At 74.3% G+C, this 23,629-nt stretch carries 27 protein-coding genes; 14 read left to right on the top strand and 13 right to left on the bottom strand.

Annotated features, from left to right (window positions below; all coding sequences use genetic code 11):
• Positions 1-84 precede the first annotated feature (84 nt).
• The 3 genes from V6U88_RS17300 to V6U88_RS17310 all read right to left on the bottom strand — a co-directional run bounded on the left by V6U88_RS17300 (position 85) and on the right by V6U88_RS17310 (position 1,475).
• Positions 85-561, bottom strand: a complete 477-nt coding sequence (locus V6U88_RS17300; RefSeq protein ID WP_334454217.1) for a GNAT family N-acetyltransferase — start codon at positions 559-561, stop codon at positions 85-87.
• 57 nt (positions 562-618) lie between these two features.
• Positions 619-876, bottom strand: coding sequence for a Prokaryotic metallothionein (locus tag V6U88_RS17305; protein WP_334454219.1), 258 nt, complete (start codon positions 874-876; stop codon positions 619-621).
• Between the two features lie 80 nt (positions 877-956).
• Positions 957-1,475 (bottom strand): pyridoxamine 5'-phosphate oxidase family protein, encoded by a 519-nt coding sequence (locus tag V6U88_RS17310; protein WP_334454221.1) that lies wholly within the window; start codon positions 1,473-1,475, stop codon positions 957-959.
• A gap of 219 nt (positions 1,476-1,694) precedes the next feature.
• Between V6U88_RS17310 and V6U88_RS17315 the strand changes: the two genes are divergently transcribed.
• From V6U88_RS17315 to V6U88_RS17325, 3 genes are all read left to right on the top strand, one after another.
• Positions 1,695-1,970: an isoamylase early set domain-containing protein gene (locus tag V6U88_RS17315; protein WP_334454223.1), complete on the top strand. Its 276-nt coding sequence runs from the start codon at positions 1,695-1,697 to the stop codon at positions 1,968-1,970.
• Between the two features lie 141 nt (positions 1,971-2,111).
• Positions 2,112-2,855: a lytic polysaccharide monooxygenase gene (locus V6U88_RS17320; protein WP_334454224.1), complete on the top strand. Its 744-nt coding sequence runs from the start codon at positions 2,112-2,114 to the stop codon at positions 2,853-2,855.
• 68 nt (positions 2,856-2,923) lie between these two features.
• On the top strand, positions 2,924-3,502 hold the full coding sequence (locus tag V6U88_RS17325) for a DUF305 domain-containing protein (RefSeq protein ID WP_334454225.1): 579 nt from the start codon (positions 2,924-2,926) through the stop codon (positions 3,500-3,502).
• A 56-nt stretch (positions 3,503-3,558) separates the two neighbouring features.
• On the opposite strand, the gene msrB is transcribed toward V6U88_RS17325, so the two are convergent.
• A complete protein-coding gene (gene msrB, locus V6U88_RS17330) occupies positions 3,559-3,972 on the bottom strand; it encodes a peptide-methionine (R)-S-oxide reductase MsrB (protein ID WP_334454226.1) in 414 nt (137 codons plus the stop codon).
• 47 nt (positions 3,973-4,019) lie between these two features.
• Between msrB and ligD the strand changes: the two genes are divergently transcribed.
• Positions 4,020-5,048 (top strand): non-homologous end-joining DNA ligase, encoded by a 1,029-nt coding sequence (gene ligD / locus V6U88_RS17335; RefSeq protein WP_334454227.1) that lies wholly within the window; start codon positions 4,020-4,022, stop codon positions 5,046-5,048.
• 869 nt (positions 5,049-5,917) lie between these two features.
• Here the strand turns inward: ligD and V6U88_RS30280 are convergent.
• The 4 genes from V6U88_RS30280 to V6U88_RS17350 form a co-directional block, all read right to left on the bottom strand.
• Entirely contained in the window at positions 5,918-6,283 is a 366-nt protein-coding gene (locus V6U88_RS30280; protein ID WP_442934648.1) for a DUF2637 domain-containing protein, read from the bottom strand.
• A complete protein-coding gene (locus V6U88_RS17340) occupies positions 6,199-7,572 on the bottom strand; it encodes a permease prefix domain 1-containing protein (protein ID WP_334454228.1) in 1,374 nt (457 codons plus the stop codon). Before V6U88_RS17340 ends, V6U88_RS30280 begins: the two co-directional genes overlap by 85 nt.
• On the bottom strand, positions 7,569-7,943 hold the full coding sequence (locus V6U88_RS17345) for a PadR family transcriptional regulator (protein ID WP_334454229.1): 375 nt from the start codon (positions 7,941-7,943) through the stop codon (positions 7,569-7,571). Before V6U88_RS17345 ends, V6U88_RS17340 begins: the two co-directional genes overlap by 4 nt.
• A gap of 71 nt (positions 7,944-8,014) precedes the next feature.
• A complete protein-coding gene (locus tag V6U88_RS17350; protein ID WP_334454230.1) occupies positions 8,015-8,311 on the bottom strand; it encodes a hypothetical protein in 297 nt (98 codons plus the stop codon).
• Positions 8,312-8,377: 66 nt separating this feature from the next.
• Here V6U88_RS17350 and V6U88_RS17355 point away from each other — a divergent pair, with 66 nt between their 5' ends.
• The 6 genes from V6U88_RS17355 to V6U88_RS17380 all read left to right on the top strand — a co-directional run bounded on the left by V6U88_RS17355 (position 8,378) and on the right by V6U88_RS17380 (position 16,763).
• A complete protein-coding gene (locus V6U88_RS17355; RefSeq protein WP_334454231.1) occupies positions 8,378-8,566 on the top strand; it encodes a hypothetical protein in 189 nt (62 codons plus the stop codon).
• A 46-nt stretch (positions 8,567-8,612) separates the two neighbouring features.
• Complete coding sequence (locus V6U88_RS17360) at positions 8,613-9,017, top strand: hypothetical protein (RefSeq protein WP_334454232.1); 405 nt, start codon at positions 8,613-8,615, stop codon at positions 9,015-9,017.
• An 88-nt stretch (positions 9,018-9,105) separates the two neighbouring features.
• On the top strand, positions 9,106-12,291 hold the full coding sequence (locus tag V6U88_RS17365) for an FtsX-like permease family protein (protein WP_334454233.1): 3,186 nt from the start codon (positions 9,106-9,108) through the stop codon (positions 12,289-12,291).
• Positions 12,288-15,044: an FtsX-like permease family protein gene (locus tag V6U88_RS17370; RefSeq protein ID WP_334454234.1), complete on the top strand. Its 2,757-nt coding sequence runs from the start codon at positions 12,288-12,290 to the stop codon at positions 15,042-15,044. Before V6U88_RS17365 ends, V6U88_RS17370 begins: the two co-directional genes overlap by 4 nt.
• 1 nt (position 15,045) lies before the next feature.
• Positions 15,046-16,044 (top strand): ABC transporter ATP-binding protein, encoded by a 999-nt coding sequence (locus tag V6U88_RS17375; protein ID WP_334454236.1) that lies wholly within the window; start codon positions 15,046-15,048, stop codon positions 16,042-16,044.
• A complete protein-coding gene (locus tag V6U88_RS17380) occupies positions 16,041-16,763 on the top strand; it encodes an ABC transporter ATP-binding protein (protein ID WP_334454238.1) in 723 nt (240 codons plus the stop codon). The genes V6U88_RS17375 and V6U88_RS17380 overlap by 4 nt, the downstream gene beginning before the upstream one ends.
• A 218-nt stretch (positions 16,764-16,981) precedes the next feature.
• Here V6U88_RS17380 and V6U88_RS17385 read toward each other — a convergent pair whose 3' ends face one another.
• Positions 16,982-17,434 (bottom strand): GNAT family N-acetyltransferase, encoded by a 453-nt coding sequence (locus V6U88_RS17385; protein ID WP_334454240.1) that lies wholly within the window; start codon positions 17,432-17,434, stop codon positions 16,982-16,984.
• Between the two features lie 73 nt (positions 17,435-17,507).
• Between V6U88_RS17385 and V6U88_RS17390 the strand changes: the two genes are divergently transcribed.
• Positions 17,508-18,020, top strand: a complete 513-nt coding sequence (locus tag V6U88_RS17390; RefSeq protein ID WP_334454242.1) for an ion channel — start codon at positions 17,508-17,510, stop codon at positions 18,018-18,020.
• Here V6U88_RS17390 and V6U88_RS17395 read toward each other — a convergent pair.
• Both V6U88_RS17395 and V6U88_RS17400 read right to left on the bottom strand, forming a co-directional pair.
• Entirely contained in the window at positions 17,947-19,527 is a 1,581-nt protein-coding gene (locus V6U88_RS17395; protein ID WP_442934646.1) for an alpha/beta hydrolase, read from the bottom strand. The genes V6U88_RS17390 and V6U88_RS17395 overlap by 74 nt on opposite strands.
• A 33-nt stretch (positions 19,528-19,560) precedes the next feature.
• Complete coding sequence (locus V6U88_RS17400) at positions 19,561-20,676, bottom strand: ATP-dependent DNA ligase (protein WP_334454244.1); 1,116 nt, start codon at positions 20,674-20,676, stop codon at positions 19,561-19,563.
• 136 nt (positions 20,677-20,812) lie between these two features.
• On the opposite strand from V6U88_RS17400, the gene V6U88_RS17405 reads away from it, so the two are divergent.
• Both V6U88_RS17405 and V6U88_RS17410 read left to right on the top strand, forming a co-directional pair.
• Positions 20,813-21,022: a hypothetical protein gene (locus tag V6U88_RS17405; RefSeq protein WP_334454245.1), complete on the top strand. Its 210-nt coding sequence runs from the start codon at positions 20,813-20,815 to the stop codon at positions 21,020-21,022.
• A 231-nt stretch (positions 21,023-21,253) separates the two neighbouring features.
• Positions 21,254-21,676 (top strand): SRPBCC family protein, encoded by a 423-nt coding sequence (locus V6U88_RS17410; RefSeq protein WP_334454247.1) that lies wholly within the window; start codon positions 21,254-21,256, stop codon positions 21,674-21,676.
• Here V6U88_RS17410 and V6U88_RS17415 read toward each other — a convergent pair.
• Positions 21,651-22,142, bottom strand: a complete 492-nt coding sequence (locus V6U88_RS17415) for a GNAT family N-acetyltransferase (protein WP_334454249.1) — start codon at positions 22,140-22,142, stop codon at positions 21,651-21,653. The two genes, V6U88_RS17410 and V6U88_RS17415, sit on opposite strands and share 26 nt — an antisense overlap.
• Positions 22,143-22,343: 201 nt before the next feature.
• On the opposite strand from V6U88_RS17415, the gene V6U88_RS17420 reads away from it, so the two are divergent.
• A complete protein-coding gene (locus tag V6U88_RS17420) occupies positions 22,344-22,847 on the top strand; it encodes a DUF1990 family protein (RefSeq protein ID WP_334454251.1) in 504 nt (167 codons plus the stop codon).
• A gap of 41 nt (positions 22,848-22,888) precedes the next feature.
• Here the strand turns inward: V6U88_RS17420 and V6U88_RS17425 are convergent, their stop codons facing one another.
• Positions 22,889-23,611 (bottom strand): VOC family protein, encoded by a 723-nt coding sequence (locus V6U88_RS17425; RefSeq protein ID WP_334454253.1) that lies wholly within the window; start codon positions 23,609-23,611, stop codon positions 22,889-22,891.
• Positions 23,612-23,629 lie beyond the last annotated feature (18 nt).

Raw genomic sequence — 23,629 nt, forward strand, 5'->3', positions numbered from 1 at the left:
CCGGACGGCCGGGAGTTGCCCCCTCCCGAGCCCCTGCGTGGCTCCCGCGACGGCTCTGCCCCCGCAGGCTCCCACGGGAAAACGCTATCCGTCAATGTCCCCCGGGTGCCCCGATCGGCTCTCCCGGCGCATCGGGACGTGCGGGATGCCGTCCTCGACGTACTCCGCGCCGGTCACCGCGAACCCGTGCCGGGCGTAGAAGTCGACCAGGTAGGACTGCGCCTCCAGCACGCACGGCCGGTCGCCGACCAGCCGCAGCGCCTCGGTCATCAGCCGGCCGGCGTGCCCGCCGCCACGGGCCGCGGGCGCCACCACCACCCGGCCGATCCGCGCCGCGCCGTCCGGGTCGGCCAGAATCCGCAGGTACGCCAGCACGGCGCCGTCGTGCTCCAGCCAGAGGTGCCGGGTGCCGGGCTCGACGTCCCGCCCGTCCAGCTCCGGGTACGGGCAGTGCTGCTCGACCACGAACACGTCGATGCGCAGCCGGAGCAGGTCGTGGAAGGTGCGGGCGTCCAGGTCGGCGAAGGCGGCGACCCGGACGTGGGCGGTCTGCGTCGGCATCCCGCGATGGTAGGCCGGGCGGTGGGGCGTACCGCGTCGAACCCGGTGTGGCGCGGATCAGGCCGGGCGGGCACCGACCGCATCGCGGATCTCGGCGCCCTGGGCCTCCTCGCTGCGGGCGCAGTGCGCGCAGCAGAAGAACCGGCCGCCGACCTCCACGCCGTGGCCGAGGATCTTGACCTCGCAGTGCTCGCAGATCGGCGCGAGCTTGTGCGCCGCGCACTCGAAGGAGTCGAAGGTGTGCGTGTCACCGCTGACGGTGCGCACCTCGAACGCCATCCAGTAGTCGTTGCCGCAGACCTCACAGGTAGCCACGATCGAAAACCCCCGGTATCAGGACAGGTGACACCAGAGTGCGGCAGCGCGGGGCACTCGCGGGGCGAAATGCCGCGAGTTCACTTGGCGGTGAGCTTGTCGAGGTCGGGGGCGTAGACGCTCATCCAGTGCGGGTGCAGCCGGTAGTAGACCACTTCGTTGTCCCAGTCGAAGGCGTCGCTGCCGTAGAAGTCCTTGAAGTAGGCCAGCAGGTCTGGCCAGTCCGCGGCAGGCTCGCCGTCCTGGGGGTTGAGGATCTCCACCGTGCCGTGCGTGAACACGCCCAGGTCCTCGCCGCGCATGTGCGCGACGCTGGCGGCGGGGCGGGCGGCGAGGTGGCGGGCCTTGGCGGCGTTGCGCGCCGTGCCGAAGTGCCACCTGCCGCGCAGGAAGTGCCCGTCCACGCCGCTGATCCGCGGCTCGCCCTTCGCCGTCACCGTGGACAGGGCGAGGGTGCACATGCCGGTGAGGACCTGGGTGAGCTGCTCCGCGGTCAGGGTGCGCTCGGCGATGATCGAGCGGAGGTGCGACGTGGAGCGGGCGAGGGAGGCGTCGAGCAGGTCCTGCAGTTCGGTGAGATCTTCTGGCGTTTCGCGCATGGAGGTCCTTGTCCGTAGGCCCGGTTCACGTCCGGCATCGGCGCCGGCCGCTGACACCATGCTGCGCCACAAACCTGACACCTTGTGTCGTATCTCTTCGCCCGGCGGACCGCGCCGTCAACGGGGACGAAATGCGCGAGTCGATCCGGTTGGGCGGCGTTTCGTCTCCGGCGTGTCGCGCGTTGGACCTGGTGGACCGCCTCGACCCCGGAGGATCACGTGATCAAGCGCAACAAGCTCTTCGGCAACCAGACCCGGATCACCTTCTGCCTGCCCCGGGACATCCCGCCCGGCCCGGTCAGCGTCGTCGGCTGCTTCAACGGCTGGGAGCCCGGCCGGCACGAGCTGGTCGCCCGCCGCGATGGCACCCGTACGGTGACGGTCAAGCTGGGCCCGGGGGAGTACCGCTTCCGGTACCTGGCCAGCGGAGGTGTCTGGCTGGACGACGACTCCGCCGACCGGGTGGACGAGAGGGGCAGCCTGCTGCTGCTCTGACCTCCCCCGCGGCGTGTCCGACACGGAGCGCGAGCCGCTGATGACCGTCGATGATTTTATCGACAGGCTTCTTTACTGTTAACAAAGTTTAAATTATGTTGGATGACACCTTCAGCAGGCCGAAGCCGAGGAGTTGTCATCATGCGTCGAAGAGTCACCGTCCCGATCCTGGCGGCGGGCGCCGTCGTGTCCTCGCTCGCCGTCGCCGCCCCCGCCCAGGCCCACGGCTACGTCTCCGGGCCGCCCAGCCGGCAGGCGCTCTGCGCGCAGAACCGGGTGCCCGACTGCGGGCAGATCAAGTACGAGCCGCAGAGCGTGGAGGGCCCGAAGGGGCTGCGCAACTGCCACGCCAACATCGCCCACTTCGCCGTCCTCAACGACGACAGCCGGGGCTGGCCGGCCACGTCGGTCGGCAGTTCGGTGACGTTCACCTGGGTCAACACCGCCCGGCACGCCACCAGCAACTGGGAGTACTTCATCGGCGGCACCCGCGTCGGCGTCTTCGACGGGGGCGGCCGGCAGCCCGGCGCCACCGTGTCGCACACCGTGAACCTCGGCGGGTTCTCCGGGCGGCAGAAGATCCTCGCCGTGTGGAACATCGCCGACACCGCCAACGCGTTCTACTCCTGCGTGGACGTGCAGATCGGTGGCGGCGGCGGCCCGGCGCCCAGCCCGACGCCGCCGGCCCCCACCACCTCGCCCACCCCGACGCCGCCGGCCCCCACCAACCCGCCCGCCCCCGGCGGGAGCTGGACCGCCGGTCGTGCCTACCAGGTCGGTGACCAGGTCACCTACAACGGGCTGACCTACCGCTGCCGGCAGGCGCACACCGCGATCCCGGGCTGGGAGCCGCCGAACGTGCCGGCGCTGTGGTCGCAGGTCTGACCGGACGGGTACGGCCCGAGCCGGTGCGGGCCGCATCCGCCCGTCGGCGCGGCGTGGGACCCGCCGGCGTGCCGCGCACGCAGGTGCTCGCCGCGCTCGCCACCCTGCTGCTGGCCGCCGGCTGCGCCGACGCCCCGTCCCCGACGCCCCCGGCGTCCCGCCCCGCGCCCCCGGCCACGGCCTCGGCGGAGACCGCGCTCGGCGGGATCGACGTGGTGTACCTGAACATGATGGTGGCCCACACCGAGCAGACGCTGGAGATCGTCCGGCTGGGGCGCGACCGGGTGACCGACGGCGAGCTGCGCACCCTGGTCACCGCCATCGAGGTGACCGAGGCCGACGAGCTGGACACCATGCGGGCGTGGCTGCGCGACGCCGGTCCGAGCGCGACCGCCGGGCGGCACGACCACAGCGGGCACCTGGCCGGCCCCGCCGACCTCGCCCGCCTGCGCGACGCCCCGGCCGGCCAGGTGGACGCCGTGCTGCGTCAGCTGCTCGGCACCCACCAGCAGGAGGCGGCCGACCTGGCCCGGGCCCACCGGGAGACCGCGGTCAGCCCCCGGGTACGGGAGCTGGCCGGGCGCATCGAGCAGTCGCGTACCGCCGAGGTGCGCCTCCTGGCGGCACCGGCGGTCGGGAAACGGTAGGTGACGACGGGCCGCCGGCCGGCCCGACATGGGTGGCCGGCGACCCGGGGGTCGCCTCAGGCGTCGGTGCGCGGTTCCAGCCGGATCGACAGCGAGTTGACGCAGTGCCGGGTGTCCTTCGGGGTGAAGCCCTCGCCGTGGAAGACGTGCCCGAGGTGGCTGTCGCACCGGGCGCAGCGGATCTCCGTACGGCTCATGCCGAGGCTGCGGTCCTCGATCTCCTTGACCCGGCCCGGGATGGCGTCGTCGAAGCTCGGCCAGCCGCAGTGCGAGTCGAACTTGGTGTCGCTGGAGAAGAGCTCCAGGCCGCAGGCCCGGCAGTGGTAGACGCCGGGGGTCTTGGTGTCGACGTACTCGCCCGTCCAGGGTGGTTCGGTGCCCGCCTCGCGCAGCACCCGGAACTCCTGCGGGCTCAGCCGGACCCGCCACTCTTCCTCGGTGCGGGGCAGTTCGCTCTTGTCAAGACTCACCCGTCAACGGTACGTCGGATGTCGGGGGCGTCGCATAGGGTCGCGGAATGGGCGGCTCCTCGAAGGCGACGGTGACCGAGATCGAGGTCGCCGGGCACACCGTCCGGCTGACCAGCCCCGACCGGGTGATCTTTCCGGGGCGCGGGTTCACCAAGGCGGACGTCTTCCACTACTACCTGGCCGTCGGCGACGGGATCATGCGTGCCCTGCGGGACCGCCCCACCACGCTCCAGCGCTTCCCCGAGGGCGTCGAGGGGGAGATGTTCTTCCAGAAGCGGGTGCCCACCCGGGGCGTCCCGCCGTGGGTGGGCACGGCGACGATCACCTTCCCCAGCGGGCGCAGCGCCGACGAGCTCTGCCCGGCCGACGTCGCCCACGTCGCCTGGGCCGCCCAGATGGGCACCATCGTCTTCCACCCCTGGCCGGTGCGGGCCGCCGACGTCGACCGCCCCGACGAGCTGCGCATCGACCTCGACCCGCAGCCCGGCACCGACTTCGCCGACGCGGCCACCGCCGCCGGCGAGGTGCGCGCGCTCCTGGCCGAGCTGGGGGCCACCGGCTGGCCGAAGACCTCCGGCGGCCGGGGCGTGCACGTCTACCTGCGCATCCAGCCCCGCTGGACGTTCACCGAGGTGCGCCGGGCCACCATCGCGCTCGCCCGCGAGCTGGAGCGCCGCCGCCCCGACCTGGTCACCACCGCCTGGTGGAAGGAGGAGCGGGGCCGGCGGGTGTTCGTCGACTACAACCAGATGGCCCGGGACCGGACGATCGCCTGCGCGTACTCGCTGCGCGCCAACGCCCGGGCCACCGTCTCCACCCCGGTCACCTGGGACGAGCTGCCCGACGTGGAGCCGGACGACTTCGACCTGCGCAGCGTGCCCGTCCGGCTCGCCGAGCGGGGGGACCCGCACGCCGGCATCGACGACACCCCGTTCGACCTCACCCCGCTGCTGGAGTGGGCCGAGCGCGACGCCGCCGCCGGCCAGGGCGACATGCCGTACCCGCCGGACCACCCGAAGATGCCGGGCGAGCCCAAGCGGGTGCAGCCCTCCAAGGCCCGGGACAGGACCAGGTAAGACACCGCCGCAAGGGACGGAAGTCCGGGTAGCTTAACCGCGACTCGCCAGATGATCTACCCGGCCATGTCCCCTGATTACGGCGCTCAAGTCGTAGCTGCGGGTAGCCGGGGGCCCCGTGAACGGCCCCCGGCTACGGGCTCGACTCAGGAGCCGTCGGGAAGCTCGAAGGTGGCGAACAGGTCCCCGTCAGGGTCTAGCAGTACCTCAGTGAGCACAGACTCCGGCGGAACCTGGCCGATCAGCTCCGCCAGGGCGGCGGCGGTAACGGGCGGCTCAACGGTGCTAACCCACACTCCGGGGGAGTCCCTAACAATCCTCAAGAACCATGATCCTTCCTGCGTGGCGAACGGTCCCGCGCTACCGGTGGTTGGTCCTCTTCATCAGGAGCCAGACCAAACCGCCGATGGGCACGGCTGACAACACGACGCACACGGCTATGTGCCACAGCTTGACGGCAACCATGGCGCGGACCGTACACCTACCCGGCGACGTTCAGGACTTGGCGCAGCCCCGGGGAGTGATCCCGAGAGCGGCGGCAACCCGCTCACGGTTGGCCCCGGGTTCCGCAAGCATCGCCACGGCCAGGCGGCGGGCGTCCGCCACCGGGCGACGGACCTTCCGGGGCCGCTCAGGTTCCGGGGCTACGGAGCCGCTGGGGGCCATCCGTAGGGCCTTCCGCGGATTCCCCCTGGGTGTGTCGGCAGGGGCGGCAATCTCCGGGCACTCAGGGGCCGTTTCCCGTTGCTGGGTAGCAACTTCCGCCGGAACAACGGCGGCATCCTTCCCGGAACGGGCCGACACCTCAACCGTGAGCAGCAGGGCCACGGCAGGCCACGCGGAAACTACCCGGGCCCACCGGGTCAGGGTCAGCAACTATGACGTTGGCGGCCAGGGAAGCGGCTACGCCGACCAGGAAGGGCCAACCAGGCGGACCAGCGGGACCGCCTACCGTCCCCGAGGGCCAGGGTGGCAACCAGAATCATTCCGTCTACCGAAAGCGGCAGAATGGTTGCCAGGAAAGGGGTCTGGCCCGCCTCAAGGGCCAGGGTCCGCATGTGGTCGTAGCTGCCCCGCCTGATCAGGCGAGCTGAGCCGGTCCGCTCGCCCCCACCCCGGGCCGGGCAGGGGTGAGCGGGCCGGCTGCCGCTCAGGCGAAGTTGAACACCAGCGGGAAGGCCAGGACGACCGTCCAGGCCCAGATCGCGTACACGATGACGTAGCGGGTCTGCCAGCGTTCCAGGCGGGCGAAGGGCATCCGGCCCCGTACGAAGCCGAGGAACAGCCAGGCCGACCACGCCAGGTTGGTGAGCAGGATGAGGTTCTCGCCCAGGGCCGCGGTCTTGTTGGGGCTGAAGCCCCACTCGGTGATCCGGCCGGTGATCGCCAGCAGCACCAGGACGTCGATGGTCAGAGCGCTCACGACCAGCGCGAGCTGCACGCGGTCGAAGAGACCCGGCCGGGCCGTCAGGTCACGGGCCGAGATGGCGTACAGCAGCAGGCCCAGCACGACGACGAGCAGCAGGTTGAAGAGGATGAGCGCGTCCCGCTCGACGTCGATGCCGTTGTTGGTCCAGACGAAGGCGACCAGGAAGGCCAGCAGCGCGACCGCGAAGAGCGGGGTGAAGACGCGGGTCAGCACCGGCGCCATGTTCTCGATGACGCTCTGCTTCGCCTCGACCAGCCAGGCCGCCACGATGACCGCGGCCATGGCCCCGCACGGCAGCAGCCACGACTGGATGAACCCCTCGGCGTCGATGCCGATGGCCTGGAAGGTGCCCACCGTGAAGGCGGTGAGCACGCCGCCACCGAGCCCGATGAGGGCGAAGTAGATCAACCACTCCCCGGTGAACCGGATGAAGTCCATCCGCCGCCGACCCGAACGCCAGTCGCCGCCCGCGTAGGCGACGCCGACCACCAGCCAGAGCGCGAGCGGCAGGTGGATCGCCGTGAGCACGACGCTCTGCGAGTCGTCGTCCAGCGGATACGCGTTCGCGGCGACCGCACCGAGCACGAACAGCGCCGCGAGCACGCCGATGACGCGGGGACCGACCCGGCGCTGCCACGCGAAGTAGGCGGCCAGCGCCGGCAGCGCGAAGAAGCTGATGTTGCGCGCGTAGAAGGCGCCGTGGTCGTCGGAGGCGAAGTCGAGCCCGAACAGGGCCGGCACCTTGATCGCGAGCGCCGCGACGGCCGCGCAGAGCACCATGACCGGCAGCTCGCGCCGGGACCTGGCGGCGACCGGCGTGTCCGGCTCGCCGGGCAGCACGAGCTGCTTCCACAACCGCTCGGAATGCTCGCGGGCGAACTCCCGCGACAGGTCGTCGAGGCTGCCCATCCGCTTGACGGCGATGAGGAACGCCTCGTCGGTCCGCAGGCCCGCCTCGGTCAGCTCGGTGATCCGGCTGCGCAGGTGGTCCTCCAGCTCCTCGGCATCGGTGTGGTGCAGCTCCCGGCGGCGGTCCGTGTAGGCCCGCCACTCGGCGATCTGGCCCTCCAGCTCGTGGTCGCTCTGCGCGGTCATCGTCCCGCCTCCCAGGCCGGTGCCGGGATCGGCGTGATGGCCTGTGCCCTGTCCCAGACGCCCTTCAGGGCGTCGACGACCGCGGCCCACTGGCGGCGCTGCTCGGCGAGCTCGGCCCGGCCCTTGTCGGTGATGCGGTAGTACTTGCGGCGGCGTCCCCCCGGTGGGTTCTCCCACGCCGACTCGACGTGGCCGAGCCGCTCCAGGCGGTGCAGCAGCGGGTAGAGCAGACCGTCGGTCCACTCCAGCTGCCCGCCGGACAGTTCGTTGACCTGCTTGAGGATCGCGTAGCCGTAGCTCTCGCCGTCGGCGAGGATGCCCAGCACGAGTGGGGTCGCCGAGGCGGCGACGAGGTCTTTGGTGATGTGCAATGTGACCGCCTAACCCTAGAACTGCAATGCATAGTAGTTCTAGGTATGGCGGCGGCGCAATCAGTCCGCGGCTACCTCCGCTGCGGGACCGTCCAGGCGAGGAACCGGTCGAACAGTTCGGCCGGCGACGGGACCGCGTGCGGACTGATCTCGATCAGGTCGGCCGTGGCGTCGAAGAGGCAGCCGGCCATGTAGACCGAGAGCGCCACCCGGTCCCGCCGGTACTCCATGCCGAGCAGCAGCCGGGCCGGCGGGCACGGCCAGGCGGCGGCGCAGACCCGGCACAGCCAGCGGGGCCGCATCGGCACGTGCGGGCGGACCGCCCGCCGCTGACGATCGGGTACGGGCGGAGCGGCGAAAGTCGGCATACTCTTACGGTGACCGGGGAGTTGACCCGAGTCAAGTAGCCGGGTCAACTGTCTAGCGTCCGCCGTATGGAGCTGGTGGGAGCACACGAGATTCGCGTGATGCTGGGCAACATCAGTAAGCAGCGCGTTTACGTGATCACCAGTCACCGCAACTTCCCCGAGCCGGTTGCCGATTTGATGCAGGGCAAGGTGTGGCGGAAGTCCGACGTCGAGAAGTGGATCAAGCAGCACCGGCCGGACCTGGCCACCGACTGAGCGCGCCCGCCGCCGCTCCCCCTCGGCGTCCGGCACACTGGCCGGCATGACCTCCACGACCGGCGTGATCCGGCGACTGGTCGGCGTCTACCACGCCGACGGCGGGCTGCGCGGCGAACTGGCGTACCTGATCGGCAAGGTGCGGGGGACCACGTCGTGCGCGCTCTGCGACGTCACCCACCACGCCGTCGGCCGCAAGCGTGAGTGGCGCGACCTCCTGCCCGACCTGGGCGTACCCGTGGATCTGGTGCACCTCAACGAGCGCAGCCCGGCGGTCCGGGCGGCCAGCGAGGGTCGTACCCCCTGCATGCTGGCGGTGACCGACGGCGGCCTGGTCCTGCTGCTCGGACCGGACGAGCTGGCCGCCCTCAACGGTTCCGTGACCGGCTTCGCCGAGGCGCTGCGGGCGGCGGCCACCCTGGCCGGCCTGCGGTGGGACGCCGTCAGATAACGATCATGTAAAGGGCGCGAACCTTTTCCGGCCCGTACCCGCTCTTTGTGGTCACCGGCCCAGCGGGGGCCCCGGGGGAGGCGTACGGATGAAGCTGGTGTGGAGGCGGGCCTACGAGGCGCGGGGCCTGCTGGCGGCGGCGGCGGTCGCCGCGCTGGTCGCCGTCGCGCTGGTCACCGGGTTGTCCGACTACAACCAGCGGGCGATCGACGCCGGGCAGCGGGCGATGCTGGCGGCCGCGCCCGCCGCCGAGCGCAGCCTGCTGATCAGCGGGTCCGGTGGCCGGGACGCGGCCGAGGCCGCCGGCCGGGACCGGGCCGTCCGGGACAGCTTCGCCGACGGGTTGGGCGGGGCGAGGGTCGTCGTCTCCGCCGCCCGCCACGGCACCGGCCGGGAGCTGACCGGCGACCTCGGCGCGGCCCGCACCGACGACGACCCGGTCTTCGCGGACCTGGCCACCCTCGACGACCTCGCCGGCCGCGCCGAGCTGGTCGGTGGAGCCTGGCCCGTCGCCGGGGCGAACCCCACCCAGGTCACCGTGCCCGAACGGGTCGCCGGCGCGCTGCGGCTCACCCCCGGCACCCGGGTGCCGATGACCGACCGCAGCTCCGGACGCGCCGCCGACGTGGTGGTGTCCGGGATCTTCCGCCCACTCGACCCGGCCGCGCCGTACTGGCAGCTCGCGCCCGGGGTGAACGGCACCGGCGACGACGGCGACTCGTACGGCCCGTTCGCCCTCGACCCGGCCGACTTCGCCCGCACCTTCCCCGGCTCCACCTCAATCTCCTGGGTGGTCGAGCCGGACCTGCGCAGCGTCGCGTCGAACCGGCTGCCCGAGGTGCAGCAAGCGGTCGCCACCGCCGCCGTCGAGGTGCCCGAGCGGGCCGGTCTCGGCTCGTCCGCGCAGAGCGTCACCGGCCTGGACCGGCTGATCGACCGGCTCGGCCGGGCCGACCTGGTGGGCCGCTCGGCGCTGCTCACCCCGCTGCTGCTGATCGTGGTGCTCGGCGGCTACGCGCTGGTGCTGGTCGCCGCGCTGCTCAACGAGGACCGCCGGGCGCAGACCGCGCTGCTGCGCGCCCGGGGCGCGGCCCGTAACCAGCTCGCCGGCCTCGCCGTACGGGAGGCGACGCTGGTGGTGCTGCCGGCCGCGCTGCTCGCGCCGCCGCTGGCCGACGCGGCGCTGCGCCGGATCAGCGGCGGGCAGGGCCCGGCGGACCTGCGGCTGGACGGCGGCGGGGCGGTCTGGGCGGTCGCCGTCGCCGCGGCGGTGGGCTGCCTGCTCGCCATGGTGCTGCCGGCGCTGCGCCGCGCCGGCAGCTACGTCGCCGACATGGCCGCCCGGTCCCGCCCCACCCGGGCCGCCACCGTGCAGCGGGCCGGGGTGGACCTGGCCCTGGTGCTGCTCGCCCTGCTCGCCTGGACGCAGCTTCGCCAGTACTCCTCCCCGCTGGCCGGCGCGGGCGGCCGGCTCGGCATCGACCCGCTGCTCGCCGTCGCCCCCACCCTCGGCGTGCTGGCCGGGGCGGTGCTCGCCCTGCGGCTGCTGCCCCCGGCCACCCGGGTCGCCGAACGGTTCGTCGACCGACGGCCGTGGACGGCGACCATGTTCGGCATGTGGCAGGCGGGCCGCCGCCCGCACGCCGGGCCGGTGCTGCTGCTCGCCCTCGCCGTCGGCGGCAGCACCCTGGCCTGGTCGCTGGTCAGCACCTGGGAGCGGTCGCACACCGACCAGGCCGACCACAGCGTCGGCGCCGACCTGCGGGTCACGGAGCGCGGCGGTGCCGCCCCGGTGGACCGGGCCGCCCAGCTGGCCGGCGTGCCGGGGGTGCGGCAGGTGCTGCCCGCCTGGCGGGACGAGGTGCGGCTGGGCCGCGACAGCCTGCCGACCACCGTGCTCGCCCTGGACGCGGCCGCCGCGCCGGACGTGGCCCTGATCGCCGACCGGCTCGCCGACCGGCCACCCGGCGAGTTGCTCACCGGGCTGGCCCGTGACCGCGACGCGCCGGCCGGCGTCCCGCTGCCCGCCGACGCCCGGCAGCTCACCGGCACCGTCCGCACCCCGGTACACCAGCCGGTGACCGCCCAGCGGATCGAGGCGTCGGTGCTGCTCACCCGGGCCGACGGCCTGGCCCTGGCGCTGCCGCTGGCCACCACCGACTCCCTCGTCGACCGCCCGGTGCCCTTCGCCGTCGACCTGCCCGCCGGCGCCTGGCGGGTGGCCGGCTTCCAGGCCGACGCCGGCGACGCGGCGGCCCCGGGCTACGGGCTCCGCGTCGACGGGCTGCGGGTGACCGACGCGGCCGGGGCGTCCCGTCCGGTCGCGCTGGAAGGCGAGTGGGTAATGGTGGACGCGATCCGGGACGCGCCGGTGCCGACGAAGGCCGTCACCGCGGGCGGCGTCAACGCCGCCTACCAGATCACGTTGACCGAGGGCGGCCGCTTCGCCCAGCAGCCGACGGTCCGCTTCGCCGTCGTACCGAAGGGGGAGAACCGGCCGGTGCCGGCGCTGGTCACCCCGCAGGTGCTGGCGGCCCTGGACGTCCGGCTCGGCGATGTCGTCCCGCTGCCGCTGTCCGGGGCGTCCGTGCCGGTGCGGCTGGTCGGCGAAGTGGACGCGGTGCCGGGTGTGGCCGTCGGCGGGGGCGTGCTGATCGACCTGCCCGCCGCGTCGGAGTGGCTGGTCCGGCAGCGCGCCGCCGTCCGGCCGGTGCCGGAGTGGTGGGTACGGACCGACGATGGTGCGCACGCCGCCGCGGCGGCGGCCATCCGGGACCTGCCGGCCGTGACGGTCCTCGACCGGCGGGCGGTGGCCGAGGAAGCCGCCCGGGACCCGTACTGGCGGGGCGCGCGGACCGGGCTGCTCGCCGCCGCCCTCGGGTCGGTGCTGCTCGCCCTGGTCGGCCTCGCCGTGGACGTGTGGGCCACCGCCCGGCACCGGCTGGGCGAGTTCGCGGTCCTGCACACCCTCGGTGCCGGGCCGCCCCTGCTGGCCCGCGCGATGCTGGCCGAGCAGACCTTCCTGGCCGGCATCGGAGTCGCCGTCGGCCTGCTGGTGGGCGCGGGGGTGGGCGCCACCATGGCGCCGCTGGTGATCCTCACCCCGGGCGCCGGTCGGCCGGTGCCGGAGGCGGCCTTCAGCCTGCCGTGGACGCCGATCGGGCTCACCGCGCTCGGGCTGCTGCTGGCCGCCCTCGCGTGCAGCGCCGTCCTGACCACCGGCATCCGGCAACGTGTCGCGGCCGCCCGGCTGCGGATCGGGGGAGAACGATGAGCGTCCTGGCCGTGCTGCGCAGGGTGCGCGCGTACGGGGGGCACTTCCTGCTCCTCGCGGTGCTGACGCTGGTCACCGCGCTGCTGGTCACCGGGATGCCGCGGATCGCCGACCGGCTCTCCGGCCAGGGGTTGCGGGAACAGTTCGCCGACCTGCCGGGGCCCCGGCGCGACGTGCTCTACACCCGGCCGGCCGAGCCGCAGCGGCCGGGAACGTCGAAGGTGGCGGCCGGCCAACGGGCCGGCCTGGACTCGCTGCTGGCGGGGATGCCCGCACCGGTGCGCGAGGTGGTCGGCGAGCGCTGGTACACCGCCGAGACCGAGTTCGGCCGGCTCAAGGGGCCGGAGCTGACCCCCGACGAGGGGTTGATCGACCTCAGCCTGCGCGCCATGACCGGGCTGCGGGAGGCGGCCACCCTGGTCGACGGCCGCTGGCCGGGGGAGGGGGCGGACCGGGCCGCGCCGGTGGAGACCGCGCTCGCCGAACCGGTCGCCCGGCAGCTCGGCCTGCGCGCCGGCAGCCGGCTGCGCCTGGCGCTGCGCACCCCCGACGGGCAGGACTACGCGGCCACCACCGTCGCGGTGGTCGGTCTGTTCCGGCCCGTCGACCCCGAGGGCGGCGCCTGGGACGGGCTCCCCCTGGCGCTGCGGCTCACCCCGCCGGTCGGCGACGGCGAACCGTTCCTGATGGTGGGCATGACCGACGAGGCCGGCCTCGACGACCGGGCGGCGGCCGGCTGGGCGGTCGGCTTCAACTGGCGGTACCGGGTCGACCCCGAACGGCTCACCCCGGATCGGCTCGACTCGCTCGTCGACGGCCTCGCCCAGCTCGATCGCGAGCGCCCCGCCGGGCTGCTGCTCGCCCAGGGCGTCGACATCCCGCTGCGCCAGTACGCGGACTCGCTCGCCGCCGCCCGGACGCTGCTGACCGTCATCGCCGCCGGGGTGCTCGCCACCCTCGCCGGCCTGACCGTGCTCGCCGCCCGGCTGGCGGTGCGCCGCCGCCGCGACGAGTACCTGCTGCTGCGCGCCCGGGGCGGCTCGACCACCGCCGTGGTCCGGCGCGGCCTGGCCGAGTCGCTGCTGGTGGTACCGGTCGCCGCGGTGGCGGGGTGGCTGCTCGGCGGCCTGCTCCCCGCCGACCCGCTGGGCCCCGGCACGCCGGAAGCGGCGAGCCGGCTGACCGTGGCGGCGGCGGTGCTGGCCACGCTGGCGCTGCCGGTGGCGGTGCTGACCGGCCAGCGGGGCGGCGGTGGCCGGCGGGACCTGCTGCGCGCCCGGGGCGGCGCGGGCCGGCTCACCGTCGAGGTGACCCTGGTCGGCCTGGCCGCGCTCGCCGCGGTCCTGCTGCGCCGGCGGGGACTCGCCCTCGGCGACGAGGTGGACCCGCTGCTGGTGTCGGTGCCGGTGCTGCTCGCGGTCGCCGCCGCGCTGCTGGCGCTGCGCGCGTACCCGTGGCCGTTGCGGCTGTTCAGCCGGCTCGCCGCGCGGGCGCGCGGCGCGGTCGCCTTCCTCGGCACCGCCCGCGCCGGTCGGGCCGGGGTGGCCGCGCCGCTGGTGGTCGTCGTGCTCGCCATCGCCACGGCGGCCTTCTGCGGGGTGGTCGCCGCCGGCATCTCCGACGGGCGGGACCGGGCGGTCACCCGGACGGTGCCGGCCGACGCGCTGGTCAGCGGCGACCGGTTCGCCCCGGACACGGCGACCCAGCTGGCCGGGCTGCCCGGCGTCCGGGCGGTCACCCCGGTGCTGGCCACGGCGGGGCAGCGGCTCTACGCCGACGCCGACGGCCGCCCCGGCGGGGCCGGCGAGGCGTACGTGCTGCTGGTGGAGCCCGCCGGGTTCGCGGAGGTGGCCCGCCGCTCGGGGCTCGACCTGGCGGTGCCCGCCGCGCTGCGGGCCGGCGGGGACGTCGCGACGGCGCTGCCCGCGCTGGTGTCGCCGGACTTCGCCGCCGCCCTCGCCGACGCGCAGCTCGCCGACGGGGCGGGCCGCCGGCCCGGCTGGGTGGACGTGCAGGGCAACCGGCTGCCGTTCCGGATCGCCGGCACGGCGGCGGAGTTCCCGCTGATCCCGGGCGGGACGGGCCAGTTCCTGGTGCTGCCCTGGCCGGGGCTGCCCGCCGACGCCCCGCACCCGCTCGCGCCGACCGGGTTCCTGCTCGCTGCGGGGGACGCCACGGTCGACCCGACGGCGGTCGGGCGGGTCGCCGAGGAGGGGCAGGCCCGCTACCAGACCAGCGGGGTGGTGACCGGCGGAAAGCGGCCGCTGCCGCCGCAGGTGACGACGTGGACGGCCGAGCGGGAGCGGCTGGGCGGCAGCGGGGTCAACGGGCTGCTCGTCTTCGGCTTCGCCGCCGGCGCGGCCGGCGGTGGGGTGCTCGGCCTGCTCGCGCTCGCGTTCGCGGTGCTCGCGGGCGCGCGCGGCCGGGGCCAGGTGCTGTCCCGGCTGCGCACCATGGGGCTGTCCCGCCGGCAGTGGCGGGGCCTGCTGCTGGTGGAACTCGCCCCGCTGGTGGTGGTCTCGGTGCTGACCGGGGCGGTGGTGGGGGCTCTGCTGCCGGTGCTGTTGAACCCGGTGCTGGGGCTGTCCGCCTTCACCGGCGGGGCGCCGGTGACGGTGCGCTTCGAACCCGGCCTGGTCGCCGGGGTGCTCGGGCTGGCCCTGCTGGCCCTGGCCTTCGCCGTCGCGGTCGAGGCCGTGAACAACCGTCGGATGCGCCTCGGCGAGGTGCTCCGGCTCGGAGAGGAGAGCTGAGATGACCGCTACCGCCGAGACGTCCGCCGTACCGGATCTGGCCGCGTTGCAGCGGCGGGCCGCGCAGCGCGCGGCCGAGCGGGCCGGCGGACAGGACCGCCTGCGGGGGCACATCGTCTGCGACGGCCTGGTCCGCATCTTCAAGACCGAGGGGGTGGAGGTGGTCGCCCTGCAGGGGCTCGACCTGGTCATCGACCGGGGCGAGCTGGTGGCGATCGTCGGCGCGTCCGGCTCCGGGAAGTCGACGCTGCTCAACATCCTCTCCGGGCTGGACACGCCGACCGCCGGGATCGCCCGGGTCGCCGACTACGACCTGCTCGCCCTGTCGCACCGGCGGCGGTTGAGCTACCGCCGCGACGTGGTCGGCTTCGTCTGGCAGCAGACCAGCCGGAACCTGCTGCCGTACCTGACCGCGCGGGAGAACGTCGAGCTGCCGATGAAGCTGGCCGGCCGCTCCGGTGGCCGGCGGGCCCGGCGGCGGCGGGCCGAGGAGCTGCTGGAGCTGGTCGGGGTGGCCTACTGCGCCGACCGGCGGCCCGGCCAGCTCAGCGGCGGTGAGCAGCAGCGCTGCGCGGTGGCGGTGGCGGTGGCGAACGACCCGGAGGTGCTCTTCGCCGACGAGCCGACCGGCGAGCTCGACGAGGCCACCGGCGCCGAGGTCTTCGCCGCGCTGCGCACCATCAACGCCGAGCTGGGCGTGACCATCGTGGTGGTCACCCACGACCAGGCCGTGGCCACCCAGGTCCGCCGGACCGTCGCGATCCGCGACGGCCGGACCGCCTCCGAGGTACGCCGCACGGCGCGCACCGGCGCCGACGGCAGCACCGAACTGGTCAGCGAGGAGTACGCCGTGCTCGACCGGGCCGGCCGGATGCAACTGCCGGCGGCCTTCGTCGACGCGCTGGCGCTGCGCGACCGGGTCCGCCTCAACCTCGAACCGGACCACGTCGAGGTCCGCCCCGGCGACCGCACGCCGGCACCGAACGGGAGTGACGCATGAGCGAGCAGGTTTCCGCCGTCCGGGCCGGGGACACGGCCGTCGCCGACGAGGTGGTCCGGGTGGAGGGGGTGAGCCGGACCTTCGGCCGGGGCGAGCACGCCGTGCACGCGGTGCGCGACGTCTCCTTCGTCGCGGGCCGGGGCGAGCTGGTGGCCGTCCGAGGCCGCTCGGGCGCGGGCAAGACCACCCTGCTGAACCTGGTCGGCGGGCTGGACCGGCCGGACAGCGGCCGGGTGCGGGTGGCCGGGCACGACGTGACCGCCGCCGGTGAGGCCGAGCTGCTGCGGCTGCGCCGGGGCACGGTGGGTTTCGTGTTCCAGACCTTCGGGCTGGTGCCGATCCTCTCCGCCGCGGAGAACGTCGGCGTGCCGCTGCGGCTGGCCCGGGTGCCGGCGGCGGAACGGGAGGAGCGGGTGGCGGTGCTGCTGGAGCTGGTCGGGCTGGGCGGGCACGCGGCGCAGCGGCCGTACGAGCTCTCCGGCGGCCAGCAGCAGCGGGTGGCGGTGGCCCGGGCCCTGGCCAACGAGCCGGACCTGCTGATCGCCGACGAGCCGACCGGCCAGCTCGACTCGGAGACCGGCCGCTCGATCATGGACCTGCTGCGCGCGGTGGTGCACGCCCGCGGCATGACGGCCCTGGTCGCCACGCACGACCCGGCCCTGATCGAGCTGGCCGACCGCACCCTCACCCTCCGCGACGGCCACCTCGTCGACACCTGACCCCCCCGGCCCGCACCCCCGGCCCCCGGCCCGCACCCCCGGCCCCCGGCCCGCACCCCCGGCCCCCGGCCCCCGGCCCCCGGCCCCCGGCCCCCGGCCCCGCCCGGTGATCAAGAAGTTTGCGTCGGGATCCGTCCTCACGGCGACGCAAACTTCTTGATCACCGGGGGGGGGAGGGGAGGGGAGACGGGGGTGGGGTGGGGGAGCGGCGGGGGCGGTCAGAGGGGGAGTTTCATGCCCTCGTGGCTGGGGACGAAGCCGAGGTTGCGGTAGAAGCGGTGCGCGTCGGCGCGGGTCTTGTCGGTGGTGAGCTGGACCAGGGCGCAGCCCCGCTGCCGGGCCTGGTCGACGGCCCACTCCATCATCCGCCGGCCCAACCCCCGCCCGCGCAGGTCGGAGCGGACCCGTACCGACTCGATCAGGGAGCGCTCGGCGCCGTGCCGGCCCAGCCCCGGGATGTACGTGATCTGCATGCAGCCGACCAGCTCGCCCGCCTCGTCGGCGACGATCAGGTGGTTGCGCGGGTCCGCGGTGATGTCGGCGAAGGCCCGCTCGTACGCCTCGTCGACCTCGGTGAAGTCCCGGGCCTTGCCGAGCACGTCGTCGGCGAGCAGGGCGATGACGGCGGGCAGGTCCGCCCGGACCGCCTCCCGGAAGATCACGTCACTCATGGCCGCAGCCTGCCACAGCGACACCGGCCGATGTGCGGGCGTGGGTTGCCCGCAGCGGGCAGCATGATGCGGCATGGAGCCCCTGCTGCTGCCCTTCCGGTGGATCTACCGGGGACTGGTCTGGTTCGCGAACTCGCCCCGGACCCTGATCACCTCGTACCTGCTGATGATCGTGGTGGCCGGCGTGATCTACGGCCAGGTCGAGGACGCCAGCGCCGCCGACGCGGTCTGGTGGGCGGTGGTCACCGCCTCCACCGTCGGGTACGGCGACATCTCGCCCACCACCTGGGCGGGACGCTTCCTCGCCGCGCTGCTCATCTCGACGATGGTGCTGCTGGTCATCCCGCTGATCACCGCGCACTTCGCCAGCCGACTCATCGTCGACGACGACGCCTTCGAGCACGACGAGCAGGAGGAGCTGAAGCACGACGTGCGCCGGATGCGGGCCCTGCTGGAGGAGCTGGCCACGCGGCACGGCATCGACCTGCCCGAGCCGGAGCGGCGTCAGCCGCTCAACGCGCCGGACAGCGGAGCCCCTCTCTGGGAACGGTCAAAGAGATTAAGTAGGCGTCCACCGCGTCCGTGACGCAGGTCGTCTGCGGGTACGCCGTGTGCCCCTCGCCCTCCCAGGTCAGCACCCGCCCCACGCCCAGCATCGCGGCCAGCCGGGGGGTCTGCTCGTACGGGGTGGCCGGGTCGCCGGTGGTGCCCACCACCACGATCGGCGGCGCGCCGACGGCCTTGCCGGTCGGGTACGGGTCCCGCTGCCCGGGCCACTCCGCGCAGCCCAGCATCCCGACCGCCAGCGCCGGCCCGAACAGCGGGTACTTCTGCCGCCACTGCGACTGCAACTGGCGGATCTGCTCCCGGCTCGGCTTCTCCGTCTCGTCGGCGCAGTTGATGGTCAGGTTGGCGTCGAAGAGGTTCGAGTAGCGACCGTCCTCGCCCCGGCCGGCGTACGCGTCGGCGAGGCGGAACACGTCGGACGGGTCGCCGCCCTCCAGCTTGTCGATCGCCCGGGCCAGCTCCTCCCAGCCCGACTCCGTGTAGAGCGAGGAGATGACCGCGTAGAACACCCAGCCGGAGGTCGCCTCCCGCCCGTCGGCGCCCCGCACCGGGGACGCCTTCGCCTTGTCGATGGCGGAGGTCACCGCCGCCCGGGCGTCCGGCGCGATCGGGCAGCGGCCGGCGTTGGCCGCGCACCAGCGGGTGAAGTTGCCGAACGCCCGCTCGAAGCCCTTGGCCTGGCTCTCCGAGCCGGCGATCAGCTTCTGCTGCGGGTCCACCGCGCCGTCGAGCACCAGCGCGCGCACCCGCTGTGGGTAGAGCTGCGCGTACGTGGCGCCGAGCAGGGTGCCGTAGGAGTAGCCCAGGTAGGTCAGCTTCTCGTCGCCGACCGCCGCGCGTACCGCGTCCATGTCCCGGGCGGCCTGCTCGGTGCCGTAGAGCGGCAGCTGGTCGCCGTACTTGTCGCCGCAGCCGCTGCCGATCTTCCGGTTCAGCGCGAGGTAGTCGTCGAACGACTCCTGGCTGGCCGGGTCCGGGTCGAAGCCGAAGCTGGTGTCCAGGTCGGCGTCGGAGATGCACTTGACCGGGCTGGACCGGGCCACCCCGCGCGGGTCGAAGCCGACGATGTCGAACCGGTCGGTGATCGAGGCGGGCAGCCCGCCGAACGCCGGCCCGAAGGAGAGGTAGACGGCGGTGTCCACGCCGGACCCGCCGGGACCGCCCGGATTGATCACCAGCGAGCCGATCCGGTCCCGCTGCTTCGACGAGCGGGCCCGCAGCAGCGAGATCTCGAAGGTCTCCCCGGCGCCCGGGCCGGCGGTCGCGCCGGCCCCGGCGCCCCAGTCTCGCGGCACGGCGACCTTCGCGCACTCGTACCGCATGTCCGGCGCGCCGCGGCCGACCAGGTCCTCGGCGACCTCCGGGCAGTCCCGCCAGGTCGGCGCGGTGCCCGGCGCCGCCGCGCCCTGCGTCTCGGTACGTGGTGCGAACGCCGGCAGCGTGCACCCGGCGGCGAGCAGCGCCGCCGCGGCGAACCCGGCCAGGGTGAGCCGGACCCGGCGGACGAGGTGGGGGGTGCGGGTCACCAGCGAGCCTCCATGATCGTGTCGACGGCCAGGCTACGCGGGACCGGCGGCGGCCGGCTGCACGGTCGCCGCCGGATCGCCGCGCAGGACCTCGTCCACGTCGAAGCGGATCGGCCGGTCGAGCTGGTCGTAGCGGCAGGAGCGGGGATCGCGGTCGGGCCGCCAGCGGACGAACCGGGCGGTGTGCCGGAACCGCTCGCCCTCCATCGCGTCGTAGCCGACCTCGACCACCAGCTCGGGACGGAGCGGCTCCCACTCCAGGTTCTTGGTGCCGGTCCAGCGGCTCACCCCGCCCGGGATGCGCTGGCCGCGCTCGTGGTCGCCGTGGACCCACGGGTGCTCGCCGCCGGTGTCCCGGTAGGGGGCCAGTTCCTCCAGCAGCTCCGCGCGCCGGGCCATGGTGAACGAGGCGCTCACCCCGACGTGGTGCAGCACGCCGGCGTCGTCGTAGAGGCCGAGCAGGAGCGAGCCGACCACCGGGCCGGACTTGTGCCAGCGGAAGCCGGCCACCACCACGTCGGCCGTCCGGGCGTGCTTGACCTTGAACATCGACCGCTTGCCCGGCTCGTACGGCAGGTCGGCCGGCTTGACGATCAACCCGTCCAGCCCGGCCCCCTCGAACACGTCGAACCAGCGGCGGGCGGTCTCCGGGTCGGTGGTGATCTGGGTGACGTGCATCGGCGGGCGGACGTCGGCCAGCGCCCGTTCCAGCCGGGCCCGGCGGTCCGGGTACGGCTGGTCGAGCAGCAGCTCGTCGCCGAGGGCGAGCAGGTCGAAGGCGACGAAGTCGGCCGGGGTCGTCTCGGCCAGCAGCTTCACCCGGGAGGCCGCCGGGTGGATGCGCTGGGCGAGCAGCTCGAAGTCGAGCCGGGGCTGGCCGCTCGGGCCGTCCCGGCGGATCACGATCAGCTCGCCGTCGACGGCGCAACGCTCCGGCAGCTGCCGGCGGGCCTGCTCGACCACCTCGGGGAAGTAGCGCGTCATCATCTTGCCGCCCCGGCTGGCCAGCTCGACCTCGTCGCCGTCGCGGAACACGATGCAGCGGAAACCGTCCCACTTCGGCTCGTACGTCAGGCCCGGGTCGGTGGGCAGCTTCGCCACGCTCTTGGCCAGCATCGGTTCCACCGGCGGATTGATCGGCAGGTCCACGGCGACCAGTCAATCAGACGGTGCCGACAGTCGTGAGGCAGATCACCGCCGGTGCCGACGCGGCGTGTCCGGAGTCCGTCCCGTCCGTCCCTCCCGTACGAATCGCGTTTGCGCAGCTCAGAGCTACCGTCGCCGGGTGGAGTGGGTGTGCGGCTGCTGCGGGCGGTGGCGGGTCAGCATCGAGCTGATCCGGGGCCGGCACCGCTACCGGCTGATCCGCCGGTACCCCGCCGAGTTCGGCGGCGGCAAGGACGTGCTCGGCGAGGTCGGCACCGTGACCGAGCTGGCGGACCTGCTGCGCCGCCGTACCCCCCTCGACCTGGCCGACCTCCACGAGGCCGCCTGACCCCTCCCCGCCCCCGGCCTCCCTCCCGCTGGGTGATCAAGAGGTTTGGGTCTGGAAGGCCGTCCGATCCGACGCAAACTTCTTGATCACCGAGGCGGGCGACCGGGCGGGCGGGTGGGCGAGCGGGTGGGTGGGGGCCGGGTGGGGGATGCCTGGGTCGCGGTGGGGCGGGCACGCTCGTCAGGGTGGGGTGGCGCGCGGTGCGCCGCCGGGGCGACGGGGGAGGGTGCCGTGCGGTTCGCGACGGCGACGGAGATCCGGGCGGACCTCGACCGGGTGTGGGCGGTGCAGACCGACGTCGAACGCTGGCCGGAGTGGACCGCCTCGGTGCGGGCCGCGCGCCGGCTGGAGCCCGGCCCGTTGGCGCTCGGCTCCACCGCCGGGCTGGAGCAGCCCCGGTTGCGCCCGGCGCGCTGGCGGGTCACCGAGATCGACCCGCCCCGCTCCTTCACCTGGGAGTCGGACGGCCCCGGCGTGCACACCCGGGCCGAGCACCGGCTCGTGCCGCTGAGCGACGGTCGGGTCCGGGCGGAGCTGGTCGTGGTGCAGACCGGTCCGCTCGCGCCGCTGATCGGCCTGCTCGGCGGCCGGCTGATCCGGCGCTACCTGCGGCTGGAGGCCGACGGGCTCAGGGCCCGCTGCGAGCGGAGCTGACCAGCGACTTCTCCAGCACGGCCAGCCGTACCCCGTTCGGGTCCGGCCGGTGCCCGACGACCCGGTAGCCGTGCCGCCGGTAGAACCGCAGGTTGCCCGTGCTCTGCGCGCCGGTGAAGAGTTCGAGCCGGACGGCCCGTCCGGCGCACGCCGACTCGACCGCGCCCAGCAGCCGGCTGCCGATCCCGCCGCCCTGCTGATCCGGGGCGACCGAGAGCCGGCCCACGTGGGCGGTGTCGCCGGCCACCCGGGCGCGCACCGAGCCGACCAGCCGATGCCCGGCCCGCGCGACGAGCACGATCGTCGGCCCGGCCAGCACCGCCCGCACCTCGTCGAGGGTCTCGGTCAGCGGTGGCAGGAACGGGTCGCCGTACCGCTGGGCCTCGTCGACGTAGGCGGCGCGCTGCACGGTGAGGATCTCCCCGGCGTCCGTGACGCCGGCCGGTCCGACGGTCACCTCGGTCACCGCTCCACCCCACCACACCTGCGCCCGGACGCGCCGCCGGCCCGGCCGAGGTCGCGACCCGCGGTCGCTCGGCCGGGTCGAATTCGGAACCGCGCCGGCCGGGCCGCGGAGTCCGTCGGTGTGCCGGTCCGGCACCGGGGCGGGCCGCGAGCCGGCGGGCGTCGACCGGCGTCGACTGGCGGCCCGCCCTAGGCTGGACGCGTGTCCGAGCTGACGTACCAGGAGGTCGGGGCGACCCGGCACGGGCCGCTGCCGGCCGGCTGGCACCACGTGCGCCACCGGTACCGGCTGCCCGACGGGTGCTTCGCCGTGGCGGGCGAGGCGGTGCTGACCTGGCGGCTGCACCGGGCCGCCGGGGTGCGGATGCGCACCGACGCGCCGCGCGTCACCCCGGGCGTCCGGGTCACGACCGGGCTGGGGGTGGGGCCGCTGCGCATCTGGGGCCACTGCGAGGTGGTCTGGACCTCCGACGACGAGCGCAGCGCCGGCTTCGGCTACGGCACCCTGCCCGGGCACCCCGCACGCGGCGAGGAGGCCTTCGTGGTCACCCGCGACGACGCCGGCGCGGTCTGGTTCGAGGTGACCGCGTTCAGCCGCGCGGACCGCTGGATCATGCGCGCCGCCGGCCCCGCCGCCCGCGCCGTCCAACACGGCTACGCCCACTGGCTGGCCCGCACCCTCCGCCGCCTCTGCGCCCACCGCTGACCCCGTTTGCCCGGTGCCCGCCCCCGAGAGCCCTGGCCGCGTTACCGGGGCGTCAACACACAGAACTCGTTGCCGTCGGGGTCGGCCATCACCACCCAGTCGACCTCGCCCTGGCCGATGTCGATTCGCGTCGCCCCGAGGGAGAGCAGGCGGTCGACCTCCACCTGCTGGTCACCGTGGACTGGTGGAGCGAGGTCGAAGTGCAGGCGGCGCTTGCCCGTCCTCGGCATCAGCGGGGGACCACCCCAGGTGATCTTCGGGCCGCCGTGCGGTGAACGGATCGCGGTCTCCTGGTCCTGATCCCAGACCAGCGGCCACCCCAGCGCTTCACTCCAGAAGTACCCGACCTCCTGCGAACCGTCGCAGGCGAGCGCTCCGATGAAGCCGCAGTCGGCGAGGAAGTTGTTGCCCGGCTCGATGACGCAGAACTCGTTGCCCTCGGGGTCGGCGAGCACCACGTGATCCTCGTCCGGGCCCTGGCCGATGTCGATGTGCCGTGCGCCGAGTCCCAGCGCCCTGGCCACCGTCTGCTGCTGGTCCTGCAGGGAGGTGCTCGTCAGGTCGAAGTGCATCGGGTTCTGGCCGACCTTCGGCTCATCGGTCGGACGAAAGCGGATCCGGAACCCGGTGTCGTCGCTGGGCAGGAGCGTGACACCGTCGTGCGGGTCATCGGCCAGGTCCCAACCCAGCACCCCGGACCAGAACCGGGCCAGACGCAGTGGTTGGTTCGCATCGACACTGAGCGCGAACAGTTGACAGGTCATCCCTCTGCATCTCCGATC

The sequence above is a fragment of the Micromonospora sp. CPCC 205739 genome (assembly GCF_036906795.1).
Lineage (GTDB): Bacteria > Actinomycetota > Actinomycetes > Mycobacteriales > Micromonosporaceae > Micromonospora.

Excerpts from the sequence above, each read along its gene's own strand:
- V6U88_RS17300 (WP_334454217.1), bottom strand. The coding sequence starts at position 561 with ATGCCGACGCAGACCGCCCACGTCCGGGTCGCCGCCTTCGCCGACCTG.
- V6U88_RS17310 (WP_334454221.1), bottom strand. The coding sequence starts at position 1,475 with ATGCGCGAAACGCCAGAAGATCTCACCGAACTGCAGGACCTGCTCGAC.
- V6U88_RS17320 (WP_334454224.1), top strand. The coding sequence starts at position 2,112 with ATGCGTCGAAGAGTCACCGTCCCGATCCTGGCGGCGGGCGCCGTCGTG.
- ligD (WP_334454227.1), top strand. The coding sequence starts at position 4,020 with ATGGGCGGCTCCTCGAAGGCGACGGTGACCGAGATCGAGGTCGCCGGG.
- V6U88_RS17340 (WP_334454228.1), bottom strand. The coding sequence starts at position 7,572 with ATGACCGCGCAGAGCGACCACGAGCTGGAGGGCCAGATCGCCGAGTGG.
- V6U88_RS17350 (WP_334454230.1), bottom strand. The coding sequence starts at position 8,311 with ATGCCGACTTTCGCCGCTCCGCCCGTACCCGATCGTCAGCGGCGGGCG.
- V6U88_RS17355 (WP_334454231.1), top strand. The coding sequence starts at position 8,378 with ATGGAGCTGGTGGGAGCACACGAGATTCGCGTGATGCTGGGCAACATC.
- V6U88_RS17360 (WP_334454232.1), top strand. The coding sequence starts at position 8,613 with ATGACCTCCACGACCGGCGTGATCCGGCGACTGGTCGGCGTCTACCAC.
- V6U88_RS17365 (WP_334454233.1), top strand. The coding sequence starts at position 9,106 with ATGAAGCTGGTGTGGAGGCGGGCCTACGAGGCGCGGGGCCTGCTGGCG.
- V6U88_RS17370 (WP_334454234.1), top strand. The coding sequence starts at position 12,288 with ATGAGCGTCCTGGCCGTGCTGCGCAGGGTGCGCGCGTACGGGGGGCAC.
- V6U88_RS17375 (WP_334454236.1), top strand. The coding sequence starts at position 15,046 with ATGACCGCTACCGCCGAGACGTCCGCCGTACCGGATCTGGCCGCGTTG.
- V6U88_RS17380 (WP_334454238.1), top strand. The coding sequence starts at position 16,041 with ATGAGCGAGCAGGTTTCCGCCGTCCGGGCCGGGGACACGGCCGTCGCC.
- V6U88_RS17385 (WP_334454240.1), bottom strand. The coding sequence starts at position 17,434 with ATGAGTGACGTGATCTTCCGGGAGGCGGTCCGGGCGGACCTGCCCGCC.
- V6U88_RS17390 (WP_334454242.1), top strand. The coding sequence starts at position 17,508 with ATGGAGCCCCTGCTGCTGCCCTTCCGGTGGATCTACCGGGGACTGGTC.
- V6U88_RS17425 (WP_334454253.1), bottom strand. The coding sequence starts at position 23,611 with ATGACCTGTCAACTGTTCGCGCTCAGTGTCGATGCGAACCAACCACTG.